At 63.5% G+C, this 24,088-nt stretch carries 19 protein-coding genes; 11 read left to right on the top strand and 8 right to left on the bottom strand.

Going from position 1 to position 24,088, the window contains the following annotated elements:
- Window positions 1-10: 10 nt before the first annotated feature.
- Window positions 11-2,368 carry a prolyl oligopeptidase family serine peptidase gene (locus CGZ88_RS05845; RefSeq protein WP_101671347.1) on the bottom strand — a complete coding sequence of 786 codons (2,358 nt, stop codon included), beginning with the start codon at window positions 2,366-2,368 and terminating at the stop codon, window positions 11-13.
- A gap of 317 nt (window positions 2,369-2,685) precedes the next feature.
- On the opposite strand from CGZ88_RS05845, the gene CGZ88_RS05840 reads away from it, so the two are divergent.
- Genes CGZ88_RS05840 through pknB form a run of 7 tightly spaced genes read left to right on the top strand, consistent with a single transcriptional unit; the run spans window position 2,686 to window position 11,633 of the window.
- The gene (locus CGZ88_RS05840) at window positions 2,686-3,387 is read left to right on the top strand and encodes an FhaA domain-containing protein (protein ID WP_024540459.1); all 702 of its coding nucleotides are present in this window, start codon (window positions 2,686-2,688) and stop codon (window positions 3,385-3,387) included.
- A gap of 21 nt (window positions 3,388-3,408) precedes the next feature.
- Window positions 3,409-3,951 (top strand): FHA domain-containing protein FhaB/FipA, encoded by a 543-nt coding sequence (locus CGZ88_RS05835; RefSeq protein WP_101671346.1) that lies wholly within the window; start codon window positions 3,409-3,411, stop codon window positions 3,949-3,951.
- Window positions 3,952-3,955: 4 nt separating this feature from the next.
- Window positions 3,956-5,584 carry a PP2C family protein-serine/threonine phosphatase gene (locus CGZ88_RS05830; protein WP_243390090.1) on the top strand — a complete coding sequence of 543 codons (1,629 nt, stop codon included), beginning with the start codon at window positions 3,956-3,958 and terminating at the stop codon, window positions 5,582-5,584.
- Window positions 5,581-7,098 (top strand): FtsW/RodA/SpoVE family cell cycle protein, encoded by a 1,518-nt coding sequence (locus tag CGZ88_RS05825; protein ID WP_231371404.1) that lies wholly within the window; start codon window positions 5,581-5,583, stop codon window positions 7,096-7,098. The genes CGZ88_RS05830 and CGZ88_RS05825 overlap by 4 nt, the downstream gene beginning before the upstream one ends.
- Window positions 7,098-8,564, top strand: coding sequence for a peptidoglycan D,D-transpeptidase FtsI family protein (locus CGZ88_RS05820; protein ID WP_026644870.1), 1,467 nt, complete (start codon window positions 7,098-7,100; stop codon window positions 8,562-8,564). The genes CGZ88_RS05825 and CGZ88_RS05820 overlap by 1 nt, the downstream gene beginning before the upstream one ends.
- Complete coding sequence (locus tag CGZ88_RS05815) at window positions 8,561-9,574, top strand: serine/threonine-protein kinase (protein ID WP_101671345.1); 1,014 nt, start codon at window positions 8,561-8,563, stop codon at window positions 9,572-9,574. The genes CGZ88_RS05820 and CGZ88_RS05815 overlap by 4 nt, the downstream gene beginning before the upstream one ends.
- Window positions 9,567-11,633 (top strand): Stk1 family PASTA domain-containing Ser/Thr kinase, encoded by a 2,067-nt coding sequence (gene pknB / locus CGZ88_RS05810; RefSeq protein WP_034523588.1) that lies wholly within the window; start codon window positions 9,567-9,569, stop codon window positions 11,631-11,633. Before CGZ88_RS05815 ends, pknB begins: the two co-directional genes overlap by 8 nt.
- 99 nt (window positions 11,634-11,732) lie before the next feature.
- Here the strand turns inward: pknB and CGZ88_RS05805 are convergent, their stop codons facing one another.
- From CGZ88_RS05805 to CGZ88_RS05795, 3 genes are all read right to left on the bottom strand, one after another.
- Window positions 11,733-12,380 (bottom strand): anthranilate synthase component II, encoded by a 648-nt coding sequence (locus tag CGZ88_RS05805; RefSeq protein ID WP_026644871.1) that lies wholly within the window; start codon window positions 12,378-12,380, stop codon window positions 11,733-11,735.
- Between the two features lie 78 nt (window positions 12,381-12,458).
- Window positions 12,459-13,556: a class E sortase gene (locus CGZ88_RS05800; RefSeq protein ID WP_026644872.1), complete on the bottom strand. Its 1,098-nt coding sequence runs from the start codon at window positions 13,554-13,556 to the stop codon at window positions 12,459-12,461.
- 103 nt (window positions 13,557-13,659) lie between these two features.
- Complete coding sequence (locus CGZ88_RS05795) at window positions 13,660-14,469, bottom strand: DUF881 domain-containing protein (protein WP_026644873.1); 810 nt, start codon at window positions 14,467-14,469, stop codon at window positions 13,660-13,662.
- 157 nt (window positions 14,470-14,626) lie between these two features.
- Between CGZ88_RS05795 and crgA the strand changes: the two genes are divergently transcribed.
- Window positions 14,627-15,097 (top strand): cell division protein CrgA, encoded by a 471-nt coding sequence (gene crgA / locus CGZ88_RS05790; RefSeq protein WP_026644874.1) that lies wholly within the window; start codon window positions 14,627-14,629, stop codon window positions 15,095-15,097.
- Between the two features lie 166 nt (window positions 15,098-15,263).
- Here the strand turns inward: crgA and CGZ88_RS05785 are convergent, their stop codons facing one another.
- Both CGZ88_RS05785 and CGZ88_RS05780 read right to left on the bottom strand, forming a co-directional pair.
- Window positions 15,264-16,532, bottom strand: a complete 1,269-nt coding sequence (locus tag CGZ88_RS05785) for a THUMP-like domain-containing protein (RefSeq protein ID WP_051198503.1) — start codon at window positions 16,530-16,532, stop codon at window positions 15,264-15,266.
- Between the two features lie 928 nt (window positions 16,533-17,460).
- The gene (locus CGZ88_RS05780; RefSeq protein WP_026644876.1) at window positions 17,461-18,243 is read right to left on the bottom strand and encodes a rhomboid family intramembrane serine protease; all 783 of its coding nucleotides are present in this window, start codon (window positions 18,241-18,243) and stop codon (window positions 17,461-17,463) included.
- A 179-nt stretch (window positions 18,244-18,422) separates the two neighbouring features.
- Here CGZ88_RS05780 and CGZ88_RS05775 point away from each other — a divergent pair, with 179 nt between their 5' ends.
- Window positions 18,423-18,647, top strand: coding sequence for a hypothetical protein (locus CGZ88_RS05775; protein ID WP_024540346.1), 225 nt, complete (start codon window positions 18,423-18,425; stop codon window positions 18,645-18,647).
- A gap of 246 nt (window positions 18,648-18,893) precedes the next feature.
- Here CGZ88_RS05775 and CGZ88_RS05770 read toward each other — a convergent pair whose 3' ends face one another.
- Window positions 18,894-21,356 carry a glycogen/starch/alpha-glucan phosphorylase gene (locus CGZ88_RS05770; protein WP_026644877.1) on the bottom strand — a complete coding sequence of 821 codons (2,463 nt, stop codon included), beginning with the start codon at window positions 21,354-21,356 and terminating at the stop codon, window positions 18,894-18,896.
- Window positions 21,357-21,866: 510 nt separating this feature from the next.
- On the opposite strand from CGZ88_RS05770, the gene CGZ88_RS05765 reads away from it, so the two are divergent.
- Window positions 21,867-22,274, top strand: a complete 408-nt coding sequence (locus tag CGZ88_RS05765; RefSeq protein WP_026644878.1) for a sterol carrier family protein — start codon at window positions 21,867-21,869, stop codon at window positions 22,272-22,274.
- A 173-nt stretch (window positions 22,275-22,447) separates the two neighbouring features.
- Here the strand turns inward: CGZ88_RS05765 and CGZ88_RS05760 are convergent, their stop codons facing one another.
- On the bottom strand, window positions 22,448-22,837 hold the full coding sequence (locus CGZ88_RS05760; protein WP_026644879.1) for a DUF3073 domain-containing protein: 390 nt from the start codon (window positions 22,835-22,837) through the stop codon (window positions 22,448-22,450).
- Window positions 22,838-22,977: 140 nt separating this feature from the next.
- Between CGZ88_RS05760 and trpS the strand changes: the two genes are divergently transcribed.
- Window positions 22,978-24,081, top strand: coding sequence for a tryptophan--tRNA ligase (trpS, locus tag CGZ88_RS05755; RefSeq protein ID WP_026644880.1), 1,104 nt, complete (start codon window positions 22,978-22,980; stop codon window positions 24,079-24,081).
- Window positions 24,082-24,088 lie beyond the last annotated feature (7 nt).

The following is a 24,088-nucleotide window of genomic DNA, read 5'->3' as shown; positions in this document are numbered from 1 at the left end:
ACCGATTTCCTCAGCGCGCGAGCGCGCGGCTGAGGAAATCGCGCTGGAGCAGCAGCAGGTTACGCGCGACGGTCGGGTCGTTCGTCATATGCGTGATGCCGGTGAGCGGCAGGAACGTGTGGTCGCGTCCGGCCGCCATCAGCGCGTGGCTCAGCCGCAGCGAATGCGCGATCGTCACGTTGTCGTCGGCGAAGCCGTGGATGAGCATGAGCGGCCTGCGCAGCCCCGGCGCGTCGTCGATGATGCTGTTGCGCACATAGTCGGCTTCGTCGACGCCGAGGTAGCGTTCGGTGTAGCACGTGTCGTACAACGTCCAGTCGGTCGGCGGCGCGCCAGCGCAGGCAGCCGCGAAGGTGTCGGGCGCGTCGAGCACGGCGAGCGCGGACAGGAAACCGCCGTACGACCATCCGATCATCGCGACGCGGTCGAGTTCGGGACGCGGCAGCCCATGTGCGCGGGCGCCCGACGCGTGCCTGCCGTAGGCGGACGCGTCATTGATGCGGCGCACGGCGTCGTCGAGCGCGTGCACGGCGTCAATCTGGTCCTCCAACGTGACCTCTTTCATCGCCTTGTACACCGCGCGATCCCATGCCGGTCCGCGCCCGGTCGTGCCGCGGCCGTCGGCGATGACGACGAGGTAGCCCTGCTCGGCCCACCATTGGGCGTCCCAATACGCGGTCTGACTCATCGTGACCTCCTGGAAGCCAGGGCCGCCGTAGGGGTGCATGAGCACGGGCAGCGATTGCGCGTCCGCGTATTTCGCACCGGTCGGCGCGACGATCGCCGCATGGAGACGACGTTCGCCGAGCCGTACAAAACGCACGTTGATTTCGAGTCCCGGCGTCGCCGCGTTGTTGGCGACGGCGACGGATTCGCCACGGTAGTAGTGCGTCATCTGCGCGCGCGGATCGGCCATGTCGCGGCCAGTGACGACGAGACCTTCGCCGGCGCGCGTAGCGCTCCACACGCCCGGCTCGTCGGTGACCGGATACACGTTGCCGTCGTAGTCGAAGGCGACCACGTCGAAGCTGCGCGCGTCGTGGTCGGCTGCCGTCGACGCCCACTGCTTCGGCACGTCGGGCGCCTGCTCGGGTGAACGCTGCACGACGCACATGACGGTCTCGTCGTCGGCGTCGAGGACGGCGCGCACCTGCCAGCCGACCGGCGTGAACGGGCGTCCGTCGACGGTCAGTCGATTCGTGTCGTTCTCCATGTCGTTGATCGAGCAGATGAGCGCGCCGGACGGCGTGTAGACGGGCGTGCCGCCGATGAGATCGATCCACTGCTCGTTGGTGTGCGTCTCGAGGACGGTGACCGGCATCAGCGGCACGACGCCGTCCTCGACGGGCGCATAGTGCTTCCAATCCTGTTCCTTCGGCACGTCGACGCGCAGGATGCGCTCGTGCTGCTGCAGGCGGTCGAGGACGCGCAACAGCGGCATATGACCGGTGTCCCAACGCACGACGGCCAGATATTCGTAGGCGTCGTTGTCCCAGTCGACGAGTGCCGTGCGTTCCGCATTGAGGCGATCGTCGCCCAGATGCACGGCGTAGAGTTCGACGATCGCGTTGTGCGTGAGCGCGCGCGGATAGCGGTGGTCGAATCCGCGGCGATCGGGATGTGCGGGATCGCTGATCGTCCACAGCGGCTCCGGCGACGCGTCGAAGCGTTCAACAAGCAGTGTGCGCGAATCGGGCCCCCACCAGAATCCGTCGTAGCGGTCCATCTCCTCGGCGGCGGCGAATTCGGCGATGCCGGCGTGCACGTCGGCGCGTTCGTCCTGCGGCACCGCGTAGGCGACGCCGGCCATGCCGGTGGCGACATCGACGACGATGACGGCCGCGCCGGTCGAATAGGCGACGCGCGTGCCGTCGGGGCTCACGCGCGGATTGAGGATCGGGCGCAGCGGCTCGGCGTCGGCGTCATCATCAACGTCATTGCTGGCATGCACGTCAATCGCATATGTGTCAGCGACGGCGGCTTCGGCGTCGAGCTTCGAGACGAACAGCTGATCGTTGATCGTGAAGACGACGACGCGGCCGCCCGCGTCAACGCAATAGGAGACGATGCCGCTGCCGCCTTCTCGCGCGCGTTCGCGGCGGGCGCGCTCGGCCTCGGGCACGTCCTCGGCATCGGCGTCGGCAAGCAGCGCGCGCGGATCGGCGAGCAGCGTCTCGGTGCCGTCGGCCTCGCCCATCCACAGCGACGTCACGGTGTCCTCGGCGCCGTCGGAGCGCAGGAACAGCATCCGCGATCCGTCGCCGAGCAGCCGCGGGCTGCGCGGGGCGCCGCAGCTGAAGCGCAGTGTGCGCGCTTTCGCAGTGGCGTAGTCGGGGATCGAGGAATCGGCGGGGAGGTGATCATTCATCTGCACAGTGGTTTGCGTCATACCGCATTACGCTAGCACTGCAAGCCTGCGCATTGGCTGAACGCGCGCCGCCCGCGCGGGCGCGCGGATATCGGCAGTGTGCATCGACAGTGCGCATCGTCATCGCATATCCGTATAAATGATGGGAACAGACGTATTCATATATCATGAGTCATATGTGCATGACGTGCGCGGCGCGTCCTGCAGCGCTGTCCACGGCGACGTCCGACGCGGACGGGCATTCGTCCGGCAGTCACAAAGGCCGGCGCGGTTCGCGACCAAGCGTAGGATGGGACAGGAATAAGAAAGGGACTACTATGAGCGTTCTTGACCGTTTTGAGAAAAGCGTTGAAGGCGCGGTCAACGGAGTGTTCGCGAAATTCGGCTCCAAGGACCTGCAGCCCGTCGATCTGACGAGCGCGCTCGAACGCGAGATCGACGAATCGGCCATGCCGGTGGGTCGCGAACGCACGGTCGCGCCGAACGAGTATCGCTTCAAGCTGAGCACCCCCGATTTCGACCGCATCGAGCAGTGGGGATCGGAAGCGCTCGCCAACGAGCTCGCCGACAACCTCACGAAGTACGCGAAGAGCCAGCATTACGCGTTCGTAGGCCCCGTCGTCGTCGTGTTCGAGGAGGATCTCGAACTGTCGAAGGGCAACTTCAAGCTCACGAGCGAATCCGTGCAGGGCAACGCGGTCCCGGTGACGACGGACGCGCAGGCCGAGGACTGCCCGATGCTCGAAGTGAACAACAGCCAGTATCTGCTGACGAAGAGCAAGACGATCATCGGACGCGGCTCCGGCTGCGACATCGTCATCGACGATCCCGGCATCTCCCGCAAGCATCTGGAGATCGACATCACCGACAACGGCGTCATCGCCCGTGATCTCGGCTCGACGAACGGCACCTACGTCGAAGGCCATCAGGTGCCGGCGGCCACGCTGCTCGACGGCAACACGATCACGATCGGCCGCACGCGCATCCTCTACTGGGCGTCGTCGCAGGATCAGGAGTAAACCGGGACACCGATTGCCGTTATGATTACCGAACTTACCTTCGCGGTACTGAAATACGCGTTCCTCATCCTGCTGTGGGTCTTCGTCTGGAGCATCGCCCGTTCGCTGTACCGCGACGTGGCCTCCTACAGCCCACGCAAGTCGCGCGCACGCCGCAAAAAGGAACGTGAGGTCCGCAGGAAGGCCGATACGCCGGTCGCCGCCACCCCCGCCAATTCAACGCCGAACCATCCGGCGAGCGGCGCGATGCCGGTGACGGCCGCGGACAAGCAGCCGACGCTGCTCGTCATCATCGACGGCCCGCTCGCCGGCACCTCGGTGCCGCTGAACTCATCCGTCATCACGTTGGGCCGCGCGGCCTCGAACACCGTCGTGCTCGACGACGAATTCGTCTCGTCGCACCATGCGCGCGTCTACCCGGACGAGCGCTCGCACCAGTGGGCCATCGAGGACCTGCACAGCACGAACGGAACCGTGGTCAACCAGCAGCGCATCACCGCGCCCACGATCCTCGCGCCGCGCATCCCCGTGCGCATCGGCGCGACCACCTTCGAACTGAGGTGAGCCGATGACCTCCGCAGAGCACAGCACGTTGTACATGTATTCGACGACGGTCTCCGATGTCGGCACCGTCCGTTCCAACAACCAGGACTCGTCGTTCGCGGGCGCGCATCTCGTCGCGATCTGCGACGGCATGGGCGGCCACGCCGGCGGCGACACCGCATCGACAATCGCGATCCGCTCGCTCGCGCACATCGAAAAGGACAGCGCGGGCGGCGACGTCGCGCGCGCGACCGCGATCATGGAGACGTCGACGCTCGCCGCGCACGACGCGATCGTCGGCAAGGCGAAACGCGAGCGCAAACTCGCCGGCATGGGCACGACGATCACGGCGATCACGCTCGTCTCCGGCTACTGGGTGCTCGCGCACATCGGCGACTCGCGCGCGTATCTGCTGCGCGACGGCGCGCTCATGCGCCTGACGAGCGACCACAGCTACGTCCAGCATCTCATCGACACGAAGCGCATCAGTGAATCCGAGGCGCGCAACCATCCGCAGCGCAACGTCGTCATGCGCGTGCTCGGCGACTTCGACATCGACGCGCGCCCCGACATCTCGATCCGCGTCGCCCACCCCGGCGACCGTCTGCTGCTGTGCTCCGACGGCCTGTGCGGCGTGCTCGAGGATTCGACGATTGAAGAGACGATGCTCTCAGCGACCGATCCCGAGGAATGCGCGCAGCGGCTCGTTTCGATGGCGTTGCGTGCCGGCAGCACCGACAACGTGACGGCGGTCATCGCCGACGCGACACTCGCGCTCAACGCCGACTCCTTCGACGTCCCCCATCAGACGCCGCTCATCGGCGGCGCAACGAGCGCATCGCTCGACGCGATCGCCGACATCGTCAACGAGCCAGTCGCCGCAGCGCCCGCGCTCATCGCGAAATCGTCGCCGGCGGAACGCGCCGCCGCACTCATCCAGTCACGTCCCGAGGATGACGACAAGGCGGCCGACGACAAGCCGGCGAAGCCGAGCGTCGGCCACACGAGCGAAGTGCGCGAGGAGACCGGCGAACTGCAGGATCCGGATACAGGCGAAATCCCGGTCGTGCGCAAAAGCAACGGCCGCTACAGCGCCGATCCGAACGATCCGGAAGTCGCAGCCGCGATCCACCACGAGCAGCTCGAGAAGAAGAAGGCAGCGCGCTCGCGTCACTTCCGCGGCCGCGTCGCCGCGACGCTCACCATCATCATCGCCGTACTCGCGCTATGCGGCATCGCCGGCGGCGCGTACATGTGGAGCCAAAGGCAGTACTTTCTCGCGAAGGACGGCGACACGATCGCGATCTACCAGGGCGTGCCCACCGACATCTTCGGCATCAAGCTGTCACATCCGGTCGAACAGACGGATCTGAAGTTCAGCGAGCTGCCGGAGGGATGGCAGAACCAACTCGAAAACGGCATCAACGTCGACGACTACGACGCCGCCGTCGCGAAGGCGGATCAAATCGAGCAGGAGCTCAAGAAGACGCAGCAACAGCAGAAGGATGAGCAGGAACAGCGCAAGGCGGCCGCGAAGGCGCAGAAGGAGGCGCTCGAGAAGTCGAAGAAAGACAAGGCTTCGCCGTCGCCGTCATCTTCGGCATCATCTTCGGCGTCGCCGTCCGCCACGGCTGAGGAGAAGGATTCGAAGTGACGAAGACCCGGATACGCTATCTGCTGCAGATCCTCTTCGCGTTCGTCATCACGGCCATCGGCGTCTTCCAGATGTTCGCGCGCACCGAAGGTCGTCCGCCGACGACGGCGCTCGTGCTCATGGGCGTCATCGCCGCGCTGTTCATCGTCACGTGGGCGATCATCTGCAAGTTCCAGCCTTACGCGAACCAATCGATTGTAGCCTGCGTGCTCATGCTCACGTCGATTGGTGTGCTCGTGATTGCACGCTGCGACGCGGCGATGGATGCGCACGTCGCGACACGACAGATGATCTGGCTGTGTCTTGCGCTCGTGTGCTGCGATCTGCTGTTTGTGTTCATGCGCGACTACCGCGTGCTGCGGCGCTTCTCCTATGTGAGCATGGTCATCGGCCTCGTACTGCTGCTCTCGCCGATGATTCCCGGCCTCGGCCGTGAGATCGGCGGCGCGCGCATCTGGATCGGCATCGGACCGTATTCGCTGCAGCCGGGCGAGTTCGCGAAGCTGTTCCTCGCATTCTTCTTCGCGTCCTATCTGTTCAACCATCGCGACCAGCTCGCCGTCGGCGGCAAAAAGCTTGGACCATTGCAGCTGCCGCGGTTCAAGGATCTCGGGCCGATCGTCATCGTCTGGGTCGCATCGATGGGCGTGCTCATCATGCAGCACGACCTCGGCACGTCGCTGATGTTCTTCGCGATGTTCGTCGCGATGCTCTACGTCGCCACCGGCCGCGTGAGCTGGGTCATCATCGGCTTCCTCGCCTTCGCCGCCGGCTGCGTCGTCGCCGCGCACATCTTCGCGCACGTCGGCTACCGCGTCGACGCATGGCTGCATCCCTTCGATCCGGCGATCTACAGCCGCTATCCGGGCGGCTCGAGCCAGATCGTGCAGGGCCTGTTCGGCCTCGCCTCGGGTGGCCTGATGGGCACCGGCCTCGGTCAGGGCTATCCGACTGTCACACCGCTGGCGAACTCCGATTTCATCTACGCGTCAACCGGCGAGGAGCTGGGCCTTGTCGGCCTGTTCGCCGTGCTCATGCTCTACCTGCTCATCATCGCGGCCGGCATGATCATCGCGATGAAGATCAAGGACGGCTTCGGCAAACTGCTGTCCTCCGGCCTCGTGTTCACGATGGCGTTCCAGGTGTTCACCGTCGTCGGCGGCATCACGCTCGTCATCCCGCTGACCGGTCTGACGATGCCGTACATGGCGGCCGGCGGCTCGTCGCTCGTCGCGAACTACATCCTCGCCGCACTGCTCATCGTCATCTCGAACGCGGCGAACAAGCCGCAATCCGACGAACTGAGCGACACCTTCCGCATGGAGGCGCTTTCGGTGCTGCGCAGCCGTCAGCAGGCCGAGGCGCGCTCCGCTGCGTCTGCGTCACCATCCGCTGCCGCCGTATCCGGCGACGACGGCTCGGTCACGCAGATCGTCGCGCCGATCAGCACCCATTCCTACGTCAATCTGCCGCAACGCGCACTCGACGACACCCGTCCGGGAGGTGAGGCCTGATGAACAAAACACTGCGTCAGCTGTTCACCGCCGTCCTCGTGCTGTTCGTCATCCTCGGCATCTCATCGTCGATCATCATGACGGTCCGTTCGAACGCGCTCGCCAGCGATTCGCGCAACGTGCGCACACTCTACTATACGAATAGCGCGGCACGCGGCGCGATCCTCGCGTCCGACGGCACGATCCTCGCCAAATCGGATGCGTCGCAGGACGAATACAAGTATCAGCGCGCCTACGCCGACGGTCCGCTCTACGCGCCGATCACCGGCTATTTCTCAGTCACGCAGAAGGCCGACCGCGGCATCGAGGCGTCCGAGGACACGCTGCTGACCGGCGAGTCCGACGCGATGTTCTGGCAGCGGCTCAAAGGCCTGTTCACCGGCGAGGAGAACCGCGGCGCCTCGATCGAGACATCAATCGACACGAAGCTGCAGAAGGCCGCCTACGACGCGCTCGGCGACGATGACGGCGCCGTCGTCGCGATCGAGCCGAGCACCGGCCGCATCCTCGCGATGGTGAGCAAGCCGAGCTACGACCCGAATCTGCTCGCGACGCACGACGGCGGCACGGCGAACAAGAACTACGCCGAGCTGAGCCAAGGCAACGCCAGCCCGATGATCAACCGCGCGACGAGCCAGCTGTATCCGCCGGGATCGACGTTCAAGACCGTCGTCGCGGCCGCCGCGATCAACTCGGGCAAATACAACATCAACTCGCAGATCCCGGCCGGCGCAAGCTACACGCTGCCGGGAACGGAGACGGCGCTGACGAACTCGTCGTCGGCAGGCGATGGCGTCGACGGCAAGATCTCGCTCAAGGACGCGATGGCGTACTCGTCGAACACGGCGTTCGCGCAGCTCGGCGTCGCGCTTGGCGACGACACGGTCAGCGACATGGCGAAGAAATTCGGCTTCGATTCGACGATCACGATCGACGGATCGGCCGCGGACGGCACGCCGATGCGCGCCGTCGCGTCGCGGTTCCCGCAGCAGGTCACGCCAGATCGGCTCGCGTTGGCGTCGATCGGTCAGGGCGACACGCTCATCACGCCGCTGCAGAACGCGATGGTCGCCGCGACGGTCGCGAACAAGGGCAAGGTCATGAAACCGACGCTCGTCGACCGCGTACGCTTCAGCGACCTGTCAGTATTGCCGGACACGAAGCCGCAGGTCATGAGCACGGCGTTCAGCGAGGACACGGCGAAACAGCTCACCGAAGGCATGGAGGCCGTCGTCACCGACGAGAACACGAATCTCGAGATCCCCGGCATCCGCGTCGCCGCAAAGACCGGCACCGCGCAGATCGGCGCAGACAACGATTCGATTGACGGCTGGGTCATCGGATTCGCGCCGGCCGATGATCCGAAGATCGCCGTCGCCGTCGTCGTCCACAATGTCGACCTCTACGGCTCGTTCGCCGCCGGACCGGTCATGACCGCAGTAATGAAGGAGGCGCTTACCCAATGAGACTCATCGAAGGACAGCTCATTCACCGGCGTTACCGCCTCGATTCGCGCCTCGCGCAGGGAGGCATGGGCGAGGTCTGGAAAGGCTACGACATCCAGCTGGGACGCCCGGTCGCGATCAAGGCGCTGCGCACCGACACGACGAACCAGGAGTCGAAGCTGCGCAGGCTGCGCGCCGAGGCGCGCAACTCGGCGAATCTCGCACACCCGAACATCGCCGCGCTGTTCGAATACTACGAGCATGACGGCATCGGATTCCTGATCATGGAATACGTGCCAAGCAAGTCGCTCGCCGATCTGTTCCACGAGATCGACGGTCCGATGGAGCCTACGCAGCTGCTGCCGATCCTCATCCAGACGGCGCGCGGCCTGTTCGTCGCGCACTCACACGGCGTCATCCACCGCGACGTCAAGCCAGCGAACATCATGGTGTCGAGCAACGGCGAAGTCAAGATCACCGATTTCGGCGTCTCCTATTCGACGAATCAGGAGCAGATCACGCAGGACGGCATGGTCGTCGGCACCGCGCAGTACATCTCCCCCGAGCAGGCGCAAGGCCAGCACGCCACGCCGCAGTCGGACATCTATTCACTCGGCGTCGTCGCCTACGAAGGCCTGTGCGGACACCGTCCGTTCACCGGCGCGACGCCGGTCGACATCGCCGCCGCGCATGTCAACAATCCGGTGCCGCCGCTGCCGGCGAGCGTCAACTTACAGCTGTCCCAATTCGTCATGTCGATGCTTTCGAAGGACCCGCTCGACCGTCCGCAGGACGCGCTGACGGTCGCCCGCGTCCTCTCGCGCATCGAACGCAGGCTGCTCGACCAGCAGACGAGCGCCGTCGACGCGACGATGGTCACGTCCGGAAAGCGGGTGCCGCGCCGCGTCGCGAGCGCGCCGCACCACGATCCGGCCACGAACACGATTCCCCCGTTCGCGCAGGCGGCGCGCACGGATTCCCCACGACACAACCACTTTGCGGTTCAAGGCGGAAGGAGCAGCAATGAGTAGCATGCCCACGACATTGGATAGTGGCCGCTACCAGCTCGGCCAGCTCATCGGACGTGGCGGCATGGCGGAGGTCCATGTGGCCGTGGACACGAGGCTCGGCCGTACCGTCGCCATCAAGATCATGCGTCCCGACCTCGCTCACGACGAGATCTTCCTGACGCGCTTCCAGCGTGAGGCGCATTCGGTCGCGCAGATGAACAACCCGAACATCGTCAACATCTATGATTCGGGCGAGGAGGTCATCACCTTCGAGAACGGCCAGACCGAGCATCTGCCGTATTTGGTCATGGAATACGTCAAGGGCCAGACGCTGCGCGACATCATCAAGGCGAACGGGCCGCTGTCGCAGCGCGACGCCGAGCATGTGATGATCGGCGTGCTCAGTGCGCTCGAGTATTCGCATCGGATGGGCATCATCCACCGTGACATCAAGCCCGGCAATATCATGATCTCCGAGCAGGGCATCGTCAAGGTCATGGATTTCGGCATCGCCCGCGCGCTCGACGATTCAGCGACGACGATGACGAAATCGCAGGGCGTCGTCGGCACCGCGCAGTACCTCTCCCCCGAGCAGGCGCGCGGCGAGACCGTCGACATGCGTTCCGACCTGTATTCGGCCGGCTGCGTGCTCTACGAGATGCTCACCGGACGGCCTCCGTTCACCGGTGATTCGGCGGTCGCGATCGCCTATCAGCACGTTTCCGAAGTGGCCGTGCGGCCGAGCACAATTGTGCCGGGGCTGCCGACGGCGTGGGATTCGATCTGCGCGAAGGCGATGGCGAAGGACCGCCAGAACCGCTATGCGACGGCCGCCGAATTCAAGAACGACATCATCGCGTTCATGAACGGCGGCGTGCCGAGCGCGACGGCCTTCAATCCACTGACCGACCTGTCGGCGACGAAGGCGCAGCCGCAGCGGACGGAACCGATGCCGGCGCAGCAGGGACCGGCGACGCAGCGATTCAACCCGGTCACCGGACAGTTCGAACGCATCAACCCGGATGGTTCGACCGGACCGCTCAAGACACGTGCGGATCGCCGTGCCGAAATCGCGAAGAAGAAGCACAAGCGCAACGTCGTCATCGCGTCGATCGCCGCGGCGATCGTCATCCTCGGCATCGCGATCGGCGGATGGCTATGGTGGGACCACGCGCAGAACGCGACGAAGTTCGTGACGGTGCCGACCTTCAACGAAACGACGACCGAGGCACGCGCACGCAAGCAGCTGAGCGACCTCGGCCTCAACATCAACGTCAAGCAGGACGCCGATTCAACGAAGCCGGAAGGCATGTTCACGAAGCAGACGCCGGCCGGCGGCAAGCGCGTCGCCGAGGGCAGCACCGTCGAAGTGTGGTTCTCGACGGGTCCGCGGCCGATCAAGATCCCGGACGTGACCGGCTATACGCAGGAGCAGGCGAGGTCGACGCTCGAGGACGCCGGATTCGTCGTCGAGGCGAGCGTGCAGACCGAGGACAGCGCGACGATTGCGAAGGATCATGTCACACGCACCGACCCGGCCTACGGCACGTCGCAACTCAAGGGATCCACGATCAGCCTGTGGGTGTCGTCGGGCATGACGAAGGTGCCGGACGGCATCATCGGCAAGCCGCAGGATCAGGCGTTGTCCGCGCTCTCGCAGATGGGTCTGACGGTCACCGTCATGCAGGAATCGTCGGACACCGTCGACAAGGGATCGGTCATCCGCGTCTCGCCGGACGTCGGCACGTCGGTCGCGCAGAACAGCACGGTGACGGTGTGGGTGTCGACCGGCCATGAGCAGGTGACGGTGCCGAATGTCGACGCCGGAGACACGCTCGCGAGCGCGCGCGCCATCCTCGAGGCGGCCGGACTGAGCGTCAAAGTGGACGGCAATTCGTCAGATGACGCGATCGTCGAATCAATCAACCCCTCCGCCGGCGCGAGCGTCGATAAGGGTTCCGAGGTCACCGTCAAGACGAAGGCGCCGTCGAATCCGTCGCCATCGCCGTCGGGCTCCTCCTCGGCGTCGCCATCGCCGTCGGACGGCGCGCAGAACGGCGGCGACCACGGTCAGCACTGATCTCGGGCAGCAATAGGTAACATGCGAGTGGGGGCCGAATCCGCGATGGGTTCGGCCCCCACTCGTTGTCGTTGTAATCAACGCGAAATCAACGCATACTCAGCGCGCAAGCTTCGGCTGCAGCCCCAGGCTTTTGTCGACGGCGGACGGCTGGCCGCAGACGGCGAGCCAATTCGCGAACAGACGGTAGCCGTCCTGCGTGAGCACCGATTCCGGATGGAACTGCACGGCGTGCAACGGCAGCTCACGATGCTTGATGCCCTGCACGATATGGTCGTCGACGGTCCACGCGGTCACCTCAAGCACATCGGCCGGCACCGAATCGGGCTCGACGGCGAGCGAATGGTAGCGCGTGGCCGTCATCGGATTCGCGACGCCGGCGAAGATCTCATCGTCAATGTGCTCGACGAGGCTCGTCTTGCCGTGCATGATCGACGGCGCATGGCTCACCGTGCAGCCGAAGACCTCGGCGAGCGCCTGCATGCCGAGGCAGACGCCGAACATCGGCGTGCATGTCGACGCACACAGGCGAATCATGTCCTCGCTGACGCCCGCGTCGGCCGGCGCTCCCGGCCCCGGCGAAATCAGGACGCCGTCGTAGCCGTCGAGGACGGCGGCGTCGGACGGGTCAAGCGCATCGTTGCGCACGACCGTCACGGTCGCGCCGAGCGTCTTGAGATAGCCGACGATCGTGTACACGAAGGAATCGTAGTTGTCCACGACGAGGATATGCGCGGAATCGGTCATGAAAGGTCCTCTCGCTCGCGTGCAGGCTTATGCTAGCCCACAAGTGTAGTGCAGCCGGTGTAGCGGCCGCATGGCGCGCTACACGGCCACGTAGTTGGACATCTGCTGCAGGAACGGGACGTTCGCGGCCGCCCACGGGAAGCCCCACTGGAACAGCGCGGCCGCGGCGGCGAAGACGAGCAGCAGCAGCATCAGCCAACGGATTGGCGCGGCACCCGGCTGATGGCGCAGCAGCCAGCCGTAGATGTCGGCGTCCGGCAGCGGCTTGTCGCTCTCGCGGATCGCGCGCAGCGCCGGCCAACGCCATGCGACGGCCGCCGCGAGGAACACGACGAGATAGACGGCGAGCGCTCCCCACACCCACGGCGCGAGCGACGTGATCGACGATGCGAAGGACTGCCGTTCGTTGTTGATGAATTCGACGGCGCTGTTCGAGCCGGTCTTCGCAAGCTCCTTCGGGATGCCGTCGGAGACCTTCGCCCAGTAGGCGAACTCGCCGAAGCTCGCCCAACGATGCGTCGGCGCCGTGTACTTCGGCTCGCAGGTGGTCATCGTGATGAGTCGTTTCGTCGGCGTCTCGCCCGGATGTTCGGGATTCGCGCCGATGACCCAGCCTTCGTCCGGCGTCACGATCGTATAGTTCGTGTAGTGGTAGACGTACCAGTAGTCCTTCGAACGAATGACGATCGCGTCGCCCTTTTCGAGTTTGTCGACGTCGCCGAGCGGCTGCCCGTAGCCGTTCCTGTGCCCGGCGATCGCGAAGTTGCCGACCTGACCGGCCATCTGCGAGTCCACATAGTGGCCAAGGCCGTGCTGATTGAGTTCGGCGAGGTCGGTGCCCTGCACGAGGTTGCGTTCCCATTGGTCGCCGAAGCGCGGAATGTAGACGCGGGCGATGAGTTCGCCGACAAGTGCCTCCCGTGGCTGCACCGGCGGCTCGCCATCCTGCGGCTGCGCGATCTTCAGCGTGCCGCCGTCGTTCGGCTGCGCCCATGCGATCTGCGCGCGCGTCTCCTGCTGGACATGGTCCGACTGCACGCCGGTCCACCACTGCATCCACGCCACGTACAGGCCGCAGATCGCGGCGAAGGTGAGCAGCAACTCCGCGATGATCGTGACGATCGAACGTCCGACGCTGCGTGTGCGGCGCTGCGCCGCATGTTGACTGTGTGCCATAGGTGGTGTCTTCCCCCGTTTCCGGTTGGCTGATGTGGTCACGTTGCTGATGTGGTCACATTAATTGAGAGCTGCGCGATTGCCCACGCGATCGCCGCTGCATCTATTGTGCGCCGCCCTGGTCATTCTCATCGCCGTGCGCGGCATCGTCGGTCCCGTTTTCCGACTTGTTCGGTTGCTGCAGCACATGCGCGTACTGCAGCGGCTGCAGCAGCATCGTTGTGCTGTCGAAGTGGAGTTTGCTCTCCGTGCGCACGTCGTAGCCGAGGCCGTACGCGTCCACGTACTGCCGGTAGATCTGCACGGCGCGCGAATCATCAAGGGCCTGAATCATCAACGTTGGCGGACCGATTGCGGATATCGTGAACGGCGGCGAGTATTTGCGGCCCTGCAGCAGCAGCACGTTGCCCGAGCAGATGATCGCCGACGTCGACAGCACACGCTGATCCATGATCTGCATCGACTCGGCGCCGCCCGCCCACAGCGCGTCGACGACCGCTTCGACGTCCTGCTGATGCACGACGTACTTGTCGTTGTCCACCGCCGACCCCGACGAATCGACGGCGTTCTTCCACATCGACGAATCGTTGAGCGTCACCGTGACGCCCGGACCTTCGACGGCGGGCAGCATCGTGCTCGAGCCGGCATCCTCGGACGGCGTCGACTGACCCGACTGCACCTGCGCGCTCAACTTGTCCACTTGCGCCGACAGTTCCTTCACGTCGGCCTGCAGTTTGTCCACCTTGCGCACGCGGTTCTCGATGAGTTCGGCCGTGTCCGAGGAGACGGTCGTCGTGCGGTTGATGCGCATGTTCGTGATGAGCAGGAAGCCGACGAAGGTGACGACGAGCAGCACGGAGACACTGCCGACGAACGATTTGCCGGTGCCATGCTTGGGTTTGTGCCTGGCCATATCCGTCTCCTTACGAACCGTTGCGTCGGGCCGCATGGCCCGTCTTCACAGCGACGCGCGAAATATGATGATTTTGCTCATGATGGCCGACGCTAGTGGCCGCTTTCGCGAGCAACCACTATGATACCTAATTAGCCTATGCAAGGAGATAAGACAAATGGCTGACGAAGAGCTGCACAAAACACCCACGGATGGCCAGGTCGACGAACACGGCGCCGCCGAGAAGTCGAACGACGAGCCGATGAAGGGCACCGACCCGGATAAGGAACCGATGGATCTGGCGCAGGCCGCCACCTACGTCGAGAACGATGAGATCCCGGTCGGCCGCATCCAGGAGATCCTCAACCAGACCGTTGACGAGAAGGACATGACCCCGCAGATGCGCCGCATGATGCAGCGTCAGCGTGAGAACACGAAGCGTGTCGAGGAAAGCATCAAGGGCACGAAGGCGAATCCCGGTTGGTTCGTGCCGGTGTTCTGTGCGCTGATGATCATCGGTCTCATCTGGGCCGTCGTCTTCTACCTGACGAACTACACGTATCCGATTCCGTCGATCGGCTCCTGGAATCTGCTGATCGCGTTCGGTTTCATGATCGCCGGCTTCATCATGATGGTCTGGTGGCGTTGAGCCGTGCCGCAAGTCTGATCAGGGCGTCCACCGACGCCCTTTTTTGTTGCCCGCCGCCGGCACGGTAGTTGTCCGCCACCATCCGCAGCTGTCCGCCACTGTCCGCCAACGGCAGTATGTGATTGACCTCAACCGCCGACTACCGCCGTTGACCGCTCTGCCGCACTCAGTTACTACTACTACTGCGCGCGTCCTCCTTGTGCGCGCAGATGAGGATGTGGCGTCCGTCGGCGTCGGTCGTCGCGAAGAGATAGACGTCGCCGCCATCGGCCAGTTTGAGTTTCTTCGCGAGTTGCGCGGCCGTCAGCGGGAAGTTGCGCACGGCCACGTTCGCCTTTCCGACGCCGCCGAGCAGTCGTCGCAGCTCCTTCTTGTTCATCGTGCCAATGCCGTCGATGGTGAACGCACGCCCGGGAAAATCGTCGAACCACTGATCGGCGACGAACAGATGACTGTTGACGCCGATCTGCGCCGCCGGCCATCGCCGCTGCAGCGTCGCGAATGCGCCACCCTTCATGATCGCCGCGTTCGGCTCATAGAGCACGTGCATATCGGGCAGTGTCGACGCCGGCGCGACGCTCGGCCGTTCGTCATCGCCGGCGCGGAACTCGACGCTTACGCCATCGTTCACGCATCGAATCTGCGGCCGCTCAACGCGCTCCCGACTAAGCACAACGAGGATCTCCTTGCATTCGTTGTGCACGGCGACGATGTCGAGACGCTGCACCGCGCCGCCGAAATCGTCAATCGTCTGCCGCCAATCCAGCATTGGCGACAGTTTGATGACGACGAACGGCGCTTTGGCGAGCAGCGCGTCGCGCAATGCGAGCGCGTCGGGCGTGCAGTCGGCGATCGCGACGGTACGCGCGCCGTGTGCGTCACGCCGGGCCGGATCAATGTAGATGAGCGTCGCCGGCGCCATCGTTTCGAGGAATGCGACGCCATCGGCGCAGACGACGCGCGCATTGTCGATGCCGAGTTCGCGCAGATTGTGCTCTGCGAGCGCGCATAGTGTCGGCTGTTGTTCGACGTAGACGGCGTCGTCGAATGCGCGCGCCATGAAGGAGAAGTCGACGCCGAAGCCGCCGGTGAGGTCGACGAGCGTCGTCGGATGCGGCTGCCCGGCGATGAGTTCGGCCGCGAGCCGGGCCTTGTATTCCGCTGCCGGTTGCGACGAGCATTGTTCCATCGGCACATGCGGTGGATAGATGATGCCGTCGATCATCGCCCATCGCGGCAGTTTCGCGCGGGCGATGCGGCGGCCGGCGATCTGGTCGAGCGCGAACGACACGTCCACGTCGCCGTCGCGCTTGGCGTGAAGTGCGACGTCGCGCACGTCCTCATCCTGATGCGCCGCGATAAACGCGCGCGTGGCCGCGTTGATCTGCGGTGCGAGGCGGCCGCCGTCCGCGATCGCATTATCGTCGTTGTCCATAAGCGGCATTGTAGCGATGCGTCGTCCGCAGAGCATCCGTCGTGGCTGAGTGCAGTCGAGCGCAGACGAACGATGCATGGTCATCTCGCATAGCCGCCGACGCAGCAACCGAGTTGCGTCCGAAACGTATTGTTGCGTACACAAATTGAGTAGTTCAGTTGACACTACAATCTCGCCGAAAGAATAATTGGCAGTGGGTCTTTCCACGGTCTGTTCCGGTTTCGCCACCCATTCCCGGAACACGCGCAGAGGATGAACGCTGGTCTTCTGCACAGCAGCAGGCCATTGCTTCAGGGCAAATCGATCGACCTAACGGGAGGCCGTGATATCCCGCACGCGATACCGGCCCGACGGGGTGGGAGTCCTTGAGGAGGAAACAGTGGCAGGGGATGTCCACTGTGCTTTCAGTTTCTGACATAACATGAAATGTGGATAACTTTCGAGGTACTACATATAGGGACTGCCTCCGAGTGGAATCCCTATTTGTGGCTTGATTCCAACGGTTCGTCGGGGATGTGGATAACTGTTATCCACATCCCCGACCATCGAAGAAACCACAGATATCAACATTTGTGGATAACCATGTGGATAACTTCGACTTGTTTCCTCACCCTATCCCCGAGTTATCCACAATGTTTTCCACATCATGTGGAAAACTACACCGCTGTAAGTTATGAGGCGGCGTCGGAAGCCATTTCGATCGACCATCCGACGCCGTCTGACAACAGCCAACACTGCTCGACTGCGTCCACCAACACATCCAGATGCGAATGCCGCATTACTGTGGCCTGCTCATCGATGTCGATACGCAGATGTCGACACGCAACGATCTGTGCGCCGCACCATCTACACACACGAGCGCGGGGACCGCGCAAACGCCGCACGAACACCGTGCAACGTCCCCCCGCCCCACTACAGCATCACATAATCACAGCATCATCGCGTAGATATTGTTCTGATTGCAGATGACGACAATAATCACCTCGAGCAGCAGCAACGCGCCACCGTAGATCGACGTGCGCACAAGCGTCGAACTGCGGCGCAGCGCGCGCGGACCATCCACGACGAGCAACGTGAGCAGACCGCCGATGATGAAGCCGCCGACATGCGCCTGCCATGCGATGTTCGGCATGACAAGCGGCATCGCAAAGTTGATCACCATCCACACGAGCATCGATCGCATATCCGAGCCGGCCTTGCGATACACGACGAGGCACGCGGCGAACAGGCCGAACAAAGCACCGGACGCGCCATAAGAATAGGTGAGCCACGCGGAAGGATCGCGCCCGAAGGCCGCCCACAACTCCATGCCGACGCCGCCGCCGATGCCGGAAACCAGATACAGCATCAGATACGGCCAGTGCCCCATGAGTCGCTCGAGGAACGGCCCGACGCACCACAGCGTCAGCATGTTGAACAGGATATGGAATATCGAGCCCGGCGAGTGCAGGAACATCGACGTGACGAACATCCACGGTTCGCGCGCCGCACGATACGGCTGCATCGCGCCATACTGCAGCAGGTTCGCCAGCGTCGGGCGGCTCACCAGGTTCAAGATGAATTCGACGATCCACAACGCGACACAGACGACGATGATCGCCGACGTGACGACCGGCTCGCCGTTGCGCCACCGGTAGCGCAACGACCGCAGCGAGAACACCTGCCGCATCGACGGAGAATCGGGAAACAAAGAAAAACGATTGTTGGGCATAGGTCACACTGTAGCGCAGAGTGACGCGCCGCCGCGCGCGGCCAACAACGCCTGCACGTTGCGGCGCAAGGACTTGCCATGAGCACAACTGAAGTCGCGCGAACGCGGCGAAGGTCCTATGATGGTGAACAGAGTTGTCTGGGGAAACCAGTCGACCACGTAATCGGAAAGGAGCCGTCATGAAGGAACATAAGTCCTCTAGCGGTTGGAAATTCTTTGCGCTGCTCTTCGGTGCGCTGCTCGCGGCAGTCGTCGGAGTCTACATCTACAAGCAGCAGAACCCGGACTACGATCCGTGGGAGGAGCCGTGGGAGAACAGCTCGTCGCCGGTCGACCTCACGCTCGCGAAGGACAAGACTGAGGACGACGTCGACAAGGTCGCTCCGGCCGCCGACGCAGCCTGATTGTGCGACTCCCGCACTGCGCTGTGCGGGGACGCGCGCATCATCGACGCCGAAAACCGCGGCGTGCACGATTGTTGGAACGTGCACGCCGCGGTTTTCGCATATGCGGGCGCCGACACGGTCACCGTCGCGGCAACGAGCGCCTACGTAATCATCAATGATCGATACAGAAACGAACGGCGGACGACACCCGAAGGTGCTGTCCGCCGTTCTTCTACGCTGCAGTCGACCTTACGGCCGCGCGAATCACTTCTCGGTCGGCAGCGGACCGGTCATCCAGACGCGGTCGAGGTAATCCTCGATCGAGCGGTCGGAGCTGAAGTAGCCGGAGTTGGCGACGTTGATGATCGCCTTGCGGTTCCACTCGAGCTGATCGCCGTAGAGCGTCTCGATCTGCGACTGGATCTCATGGTACGCCGTGAAGTCGGCGAGGGTCATGAACCAATCCTTCGTCAGCCAGTCGGAGACGAGCGGCGCATACGCGTCCTTGTCACCGTTGGAGAACGTGCCGTCGGCGACCATGTCGATGGCGGCCTTCAGGCGCGGATCGCCCTCATAGTACTTGGCCGGATCGTAGCCGTCCGCGTACATCTTCTCGACTTCGTCGACGGTCATGCCGAAGAGGAAGAAGTTGTCGGCGCCGACGCGCTCGCGGATCTCGACGTTCGCACCGTCGAGCGTGCCGACGGTGAGGGCGCCGTTGAGCGCGAACTTCATGTTCGACGTACCCGAGGCTTCCTTGCCGGCCTGCGAGATCTGCTCGTCGAGTTCGGTCGCCGGAATCAGCATCTGCGCAACGCGGATGTTGTAGTTCCACGGGAAGACGACCTTGAGCTTGCCCATGACGTCCGGGTCGTTGTTGATGACCTTGGAGACGTTGTTGATGAGCTGGATCGTCATCTTGGCGAGGTAGTAGCCCGGAGCGGCCTTCGCGCCGAAGATGACGGTGCGCGGCGTGATGTCCTCGGCCTTGACCTTGCCGGACTTGATGTCCGCGTAGGTGGCGATGACCTCGAGGATCTTGAGGGCCTGACGCTTGTACTCGTGCAGACGCTTGATCATCGTGTCGAACATCGTCGTCGGATCGAGGTCGAAGTCGTACTCGGACTTCGCGAAGTCGGCGAAGCGGACCTTGTTATCGTACTTTACCTTCGCGAACTTCTTGACGAACTCGTCATCCCCGGCGAGCGGCTCAAGGTTCTTGAGCAGTTCGAGGTCCTCAAGCCACTTGTCGGTGCCGAGGCCTTCGGTGATGAGCGCGGACAGACCCGGGTTCGCGAGCTTCATGAAGCGACGCGGGGTGACGCCGTTGGTGACGTTCGTGAACTTCGCCGGATAGATGTCCGAGAAGTCTCGCAGCGTCACGTCCTTGAGCAGCTGCGAATGCAGCTCGGCGACGCCGTTGACGTGCGAGCCGGCGTAGGAGGCGAGGTACGCCATGCGCACCGACGGGTTCTCGCCCGCGGTGAGGATGCGCATACGCTCGATCTTTGCCTCGTCGTCGGTGCGGTCGGCGAGCTCGTGCATGAACTGGTCGTTGATCTTCTCGATGATCTCGAGATGACGCGGCAGCAGCTTGCCGATGAGCGACGCCGGCCACACTTCGAGCGCTTCCGGAAGCAGCGTGTGGCACGTGTAGTTGAAGGTCTTCGTCGTGATGTCCCACGCGGTATCCCAGTCGTAGCCATACTCATCGATGAGGATGCGCATGAGCTCCGGGATGCCGATGACCGGGTGGGTGTCGTTGAGCTGGAACGTGATCTTGTCCGGGAAGGTCGTCAGATCCGGCTTCTCGGCGTCGCCGTAGAAGACGCGGATCGCGTCATGCAGCGAAGCGGAAGCGAAGAAGTACTGCTGCTCGAGGCGCAGTTCCTTGCCGACCTCCGTCGAATCCTCCGGGTAGAGGATCTTGGAGATGTTCTCGGCCTCGACCTGCGGCTTGACCGCGTCGAGGTACTCGGACTTGTTGAAGGTGAGCAGGTCGAACTCGTCGTATGCGCGGGCCTGCCACAGGCGCAGCGTGTTGACGCGGCCGGATTCGTAGCCCGGAACCATGTAGTCGACCGGGATCGCGCGGACAGCCCACGCCGGCTTCCACACGCGCTTGCCGTCCTCTTCGACGACTTCGCCGCCGAAGTTGACGCGCTGGTCGCGCGCGTAGTCGATGTGGCCCCACGGATCCTCGTTGGTCAGCCAGTAATCGGGACGCTCGACCTGGCGGCCGTCCTCGTCGAATTCCTGACGGAAGATGCCGTAACGGTACTGGATGCCGTAGCCGAAGGCCGGAACGCCCAGCGACGCGAGGGAATCGATGAAGCAGGCGGCGAGACGGCCGAGGCCGCCGTTGCCGAGGCCCGGCTCGTATTCGGCGTCGATGACTTCCTGGGCGTCGAAGCCCAGCTCCTTGACCGCCGCGTAGAACTGATCGGTGAGGCCCGAGTTGAGCAGCGCGTTGCGCAGCTGCTTGCCCATCAGGAACTCAGCGGACAGGTAGCCGACGGCCTTGGTGTTGCCGTTGATCATGTCCTGCTGGGTCTTCATCCAAGAATCCATAAGGTGCTTGCGCACAGCGGTCGCCGTGGCGACGTAGACGTCGGCCGGCTTCGCCTGTTCAGGCGTAACGCCCTGCGTGTACTTGAGCTCGTTGCGGATCTCGTCCGCGAACTGGGCTGCGGTAACCGAGGACTTCGGTGCCGTAAGTTCGGTCATATCTATGACTCCTCTGAACATTATCTTTCTCGTGAACGTCCACGGGCAAAAGCTCCTGTCCCATCGGGAATCCGCGCCACAAGCTCTTCCGTCCGTTTTTGCATACGTTCTCAAACAGAAAATCATAGCATAAGGTCCACTTTGTCAACGCCTGCGTCTGCGTGCATGCGTTTTTTGCGTGGCAACCTTCACATTGCGGAAGCGCTTCAGCCGTCGTAAGCAGTCGCAAAAGCCCCTCGTGAGGCCTCCACGGACGGCGACGGCGCGCGTGTCACATGTGCAGTTCAGTGTCTATTTCAGTTCGCTCCGTATCCACCGAACGCCTCCGGTGCATTCTGCACTCGTTCCGTTCGCTCACACCACCGTCCGCGAACGCCGCCGACGCATTCCGCACCCGTTCCGTTCACCCACACCACTGTCCGCGAACGCGACGGTCACTCCCCGCACCCGTGACGATCGGAGATACATAAATATATTGACTTATCGCAGCGTACGCGCACAATACGAAGCATGGCTGCTATCCATAAGAAAGACCTGCGCGCCGGCATGGATGCCTACGACGTGTGGTGCGACGCCGCGCGAGCGCTCGTCGGCACCGAAGCGGCGACCGACATCGCGCCTGCCCTTCCACGTCCAACGATGGCGCTCGCTGTCCGCTACTCGCTGCACATGCTCGAACTGAAGGCGCCCGGCCCGGGCGTGGAGGTACGCGTCGCGCCGTGGGGCGCCGTGAAGATCCTCGACGGCCCCGCCTCGGATCCGCACAACCTCACGCCGCCGGACGTCATCGAACTCGAACCGGCCGTATGGCTGCGCGTAGCCAGCGGCATCACAAGCTGGGACGAGGAACGCGAAGCCGGCCACATCAGCGCCGTCGGCGAGCGCGATGACCTGTCGGCGATCCTCCCACTCGGCTGAACTTCACTGTAATCGCGTCGACTACACTGTCCAAAGCTGGCTATACCGACTGACCGACCACATCAGCGCCCGAATACGCGAGGTGGGTGTGCACGAACCGTCTCGTTCGTGCACACCCACCTCGTTCAGCGTCGCTTAATCATCGCGACGCGGTCAACGGACCTTCATGCCCGTCACTGCTGAGCGTCGTGCAAGCCCGCATGATCGGCATGCTTGAAGGCACCCGGCACTGGCATCGGAATCGGCTTGTGCGGCTTGGGCGCTGGCGTTGCCGGCATCTCTCCGCTTGTGGCCTTCGCGGCGGCTTCGGCCGCCCACTGCGCATAGTCATCAAGGTCATCCTCGGAAGGAGCAGACACGACGGTCTCCTCTTCCTCGAACTCATCAACATCCGCGTCTTGGGCGTACTTCGCCTCCACATCGGCAAACGGATCGAATGAACCGGAACCTGGTTCCTGCGCTCCCAGCTCCTTCGCAAGCTCGTCATAATCCGTGTCAGTGGTCAGGTACTTGAGCTTCCTAGCTATCTTCTGCTGCTTGGCTTTTTGACGTCCGCGGCCCATCTGACCCCCTGGAGTAACTGTTTGCTATCGATTCATCACATAAGAGAGTACCACTCCTCCACCCCTCTTTTGTTGTCGGCTCAGATTTCTACGATGAAAACCACCGAAAACCAACGATTCGAACGGCACAAGGATTACGTATGGCTGAAGAACAAGAGGCGCGCCTGACCGCGGCCGGCAACGAAATGAGCGCGAGTTTCCTCGCTGCGAGAAAGCGCTCGGAGGAGACGCTCAAGAAGCTCGAGGAGAATCCGAGCAAGTTCACGATGCTCACCGGCGACCGTCCGACAGGCCGTCTCCACCTAGGCCACTTCTTCGGCTCGATCAAGGAACGCGTCGCGATGCAGAACCGCGGCGTCAACACGAACATCATCATCGCCGATTACCAGGTGATCACCGACCGTGACACGACCGAGCACATCGACGACAACGTCCTCAACCTCGTCCTCGACTACATGGCCGCCGGCATCGACCCGGAGAAGACGATGATCTTCACGCATTCGGCGATTCCGGCCGAGAACCAGCTGATGCTGCCGTTCCTGTCCCTCGTCACCGAAGCCGAGCTGCACCGCAATCCGACCGTCAAGTCGGAGATGGAATCCTCCGGACACGCGCTCACCGGTCTGCTGCTCACCTACCCGGTGCATCAGGCCTGCGACATCCTGTTCTGCAAGGCGAACGTCGTGCCGATCGGCAAGGACAACCTGCCGCACGTCGAGATCACGCGTACGATCGCGCGCCGCTTCAACGAACGCTACGCGAAGAAGCACCCGATCTTCCCGGAGCCGGCCGCGATCCTGTCCGATGCGCCGGAGATCCCAGGTCTCGACGGCCGCAAGATGAGCAAGTCCTACGGCAATTCGATCATGCTCGGCGCAACCGCCGAGGAGACGGCGAAGCTCATCAAGAAGAGCCCAACCGATTCCGAACGTACGATCACCTTCGATCCCGAGCACCGTCCGCAGGTGTCGGCGCTGCTGACGACCGCCGGCCTCGTCACCGGCCGCGACCCGCAGGAGATCGCCGAGGAGATCGGCGCGTCCGGCGCCGGCGCGCTCAAGCAGTATGTGACCGAATCGGTCAACGAGTTCCTTGCGCCGCACCGCGAGCGCCGCGCCGAGCTCGCGCAGGACATGGATACGATCCGCGACATTTTGCACGAAGGCAACCGTCGCGCGAACGCCATCGCGAACGAGACGCTCGACGAAGTCCGCGAGGCGATGGGCATGCGCTACGACCGCTGATCCGCGC

It is taken from the genome of Bifidobacterium anseris (genome assembly GCF_002860345.1).
GTDB lineage: Bacteria > Actinomycetota > Actinomycetes > Actinomycetales > Bifidobacteriaceae > Bifidobacterium > Bifidobacterium anseris.
The sequence above is the reverse complement of the archived record's forward strand: the minus strand, read 5'-3'. Positions and strand labels throughout refer to the sequence as shown.

What these genes read in the sequence shown, in the direction of transcription:
- CGZ88_RS05785 (WP_051198503.1), bottom strand. Translation starts at nt 16,532, where the DNA reads ATGGACAACGACGATAATGCGATCGCGGACGGCGGCCGCCTCGCACCG.
- crgA (WP_026644874.1), top strand. Translation starts at nt 14,627, where the DNA reads ATGGCTGACGAAGAGCTGCACAAAACACCCACGGATGGCCAGGTCGAC.
- trpS (WP_026644880.1), top strand. Translation starts at nt 22,978, where the DNA reads ATGGCTGAAGAACAAGAGGCGCGCCTGACCGCGGCCGGCAACGAAATG.
- CGZ88_RS05800 (WP_026644872.1), bottom strand. Translation starts at nt 13,556, where the DNA reads ATGGCACACAGTCAACATGCGGCGCAGCGCCGCACACGCAGCGTCGGA.
- CGZ88_RS05765 (WP_026644878.1), top strand. Translation starts at nt 21,867, where the DNA reads ATGGCTGCTATCCATAAGAAAGACCTGCGCGCCGGCATGGATGCCTAC.
- pknB (WP_034523588.1), top strand. Translation starts at nt 9,567, where the DNA reads ATGAGTAGCATGCCCACGACATTGGATAGTGGCCGCTACCAGCTCGGC.
- CGZ88_RS05805 (WP_026644871.1), bottom strand. Translation starts at nt 12,380, where the DNA reads ATGACCGATTCCGCGCATATCCTCGTCGTGGACAACTACGATTCCTTC.
- CGZ88_RS05815 (WP_101671345.1), top strand. Translation starts at nt 8,561, where the DNA reads ATGAGACTCATCGAAGGACAGCTCATTCACCGGCGTTACCGCCTCGAT.
- CGZ88_RS05795 (WP_026644873.1), bottom strand. Translation starts at nt 14,469, where the DNA reads ATGGCCAGGCACAAACCCAAGCATGGCACCGGCAAATCGTTCGTCGGC.
- CGZ88_RS05830 (WP_243390090.1), top strand. Translation starts at nt 3,956, where the DNA reads ATGACCTCCGCAGAGCACAGCACGTTGTACATGTATTCGACGACGGTC.
- CGZ88_RS05780 (WP_026644876.1), bottom strand. Translation starts at nt 18,243, where the DNA reads ATGCCCAACAATCGTTTTTCTTTGTTTCCCGATTCTCCGTCGATGCGG.
- CGZ88_RS05775 (WP_024540346.1), top strand. Translation starts at nt 18,423, where the DNA reads ATGAAGGAACATAAGTCCTCTAGCGGTTGGAAATTCTTTGCGCTGCTC.
- CGZ88_RS05845 (WP_101671347.1), bottom strand. Translation starts at nt 2,368, where the DNA reads ATGAATGATCACCTCCCCGCCGATTCCTCGATCCCCGACTACGCCACT.
- CGZ88_RS05835 (WP_101671346.1), top strand. Translation starts at nt 3,409, where the DNA reads ATGATTACCGAACTTACCTTCGCGGTACTGAAATACGCGTTCCTCATC.
- CGZ88_RS05770 (WP_026644877.1), bottom strand. Translation starts at nt 21,356, where the DNA reads ATGACCGAACTTACGGCACCGAAGTCCTCGGTTACCGCAGCCCAGTTC.
- CGZ88_RS05760 (WP_026644879.1), bottom strand. Translation starts at nt 22,837, where the DNA reads ATGGGCCGCGGACGTCAAAAAGCCAAGCAGCAGAAGATAGCTAGGAAG.
- CGZ88_RS05840 (WP_024540459.1), top strand. Translation starts at nt 2,686, where the DNA reads ATGAGCGTTCTTGACCGTTTTGAGAAAAGCGTTGAAGGCGCGGTCAAC.
- CGZ88_RS05820 (WP_026644870.1), top strand. Translation starts at nt 7,098, where the DNA reads ATGAACAAAACACTGCGTCAGCTGTTCACCGCCGTCCTCGTGCTGTTC.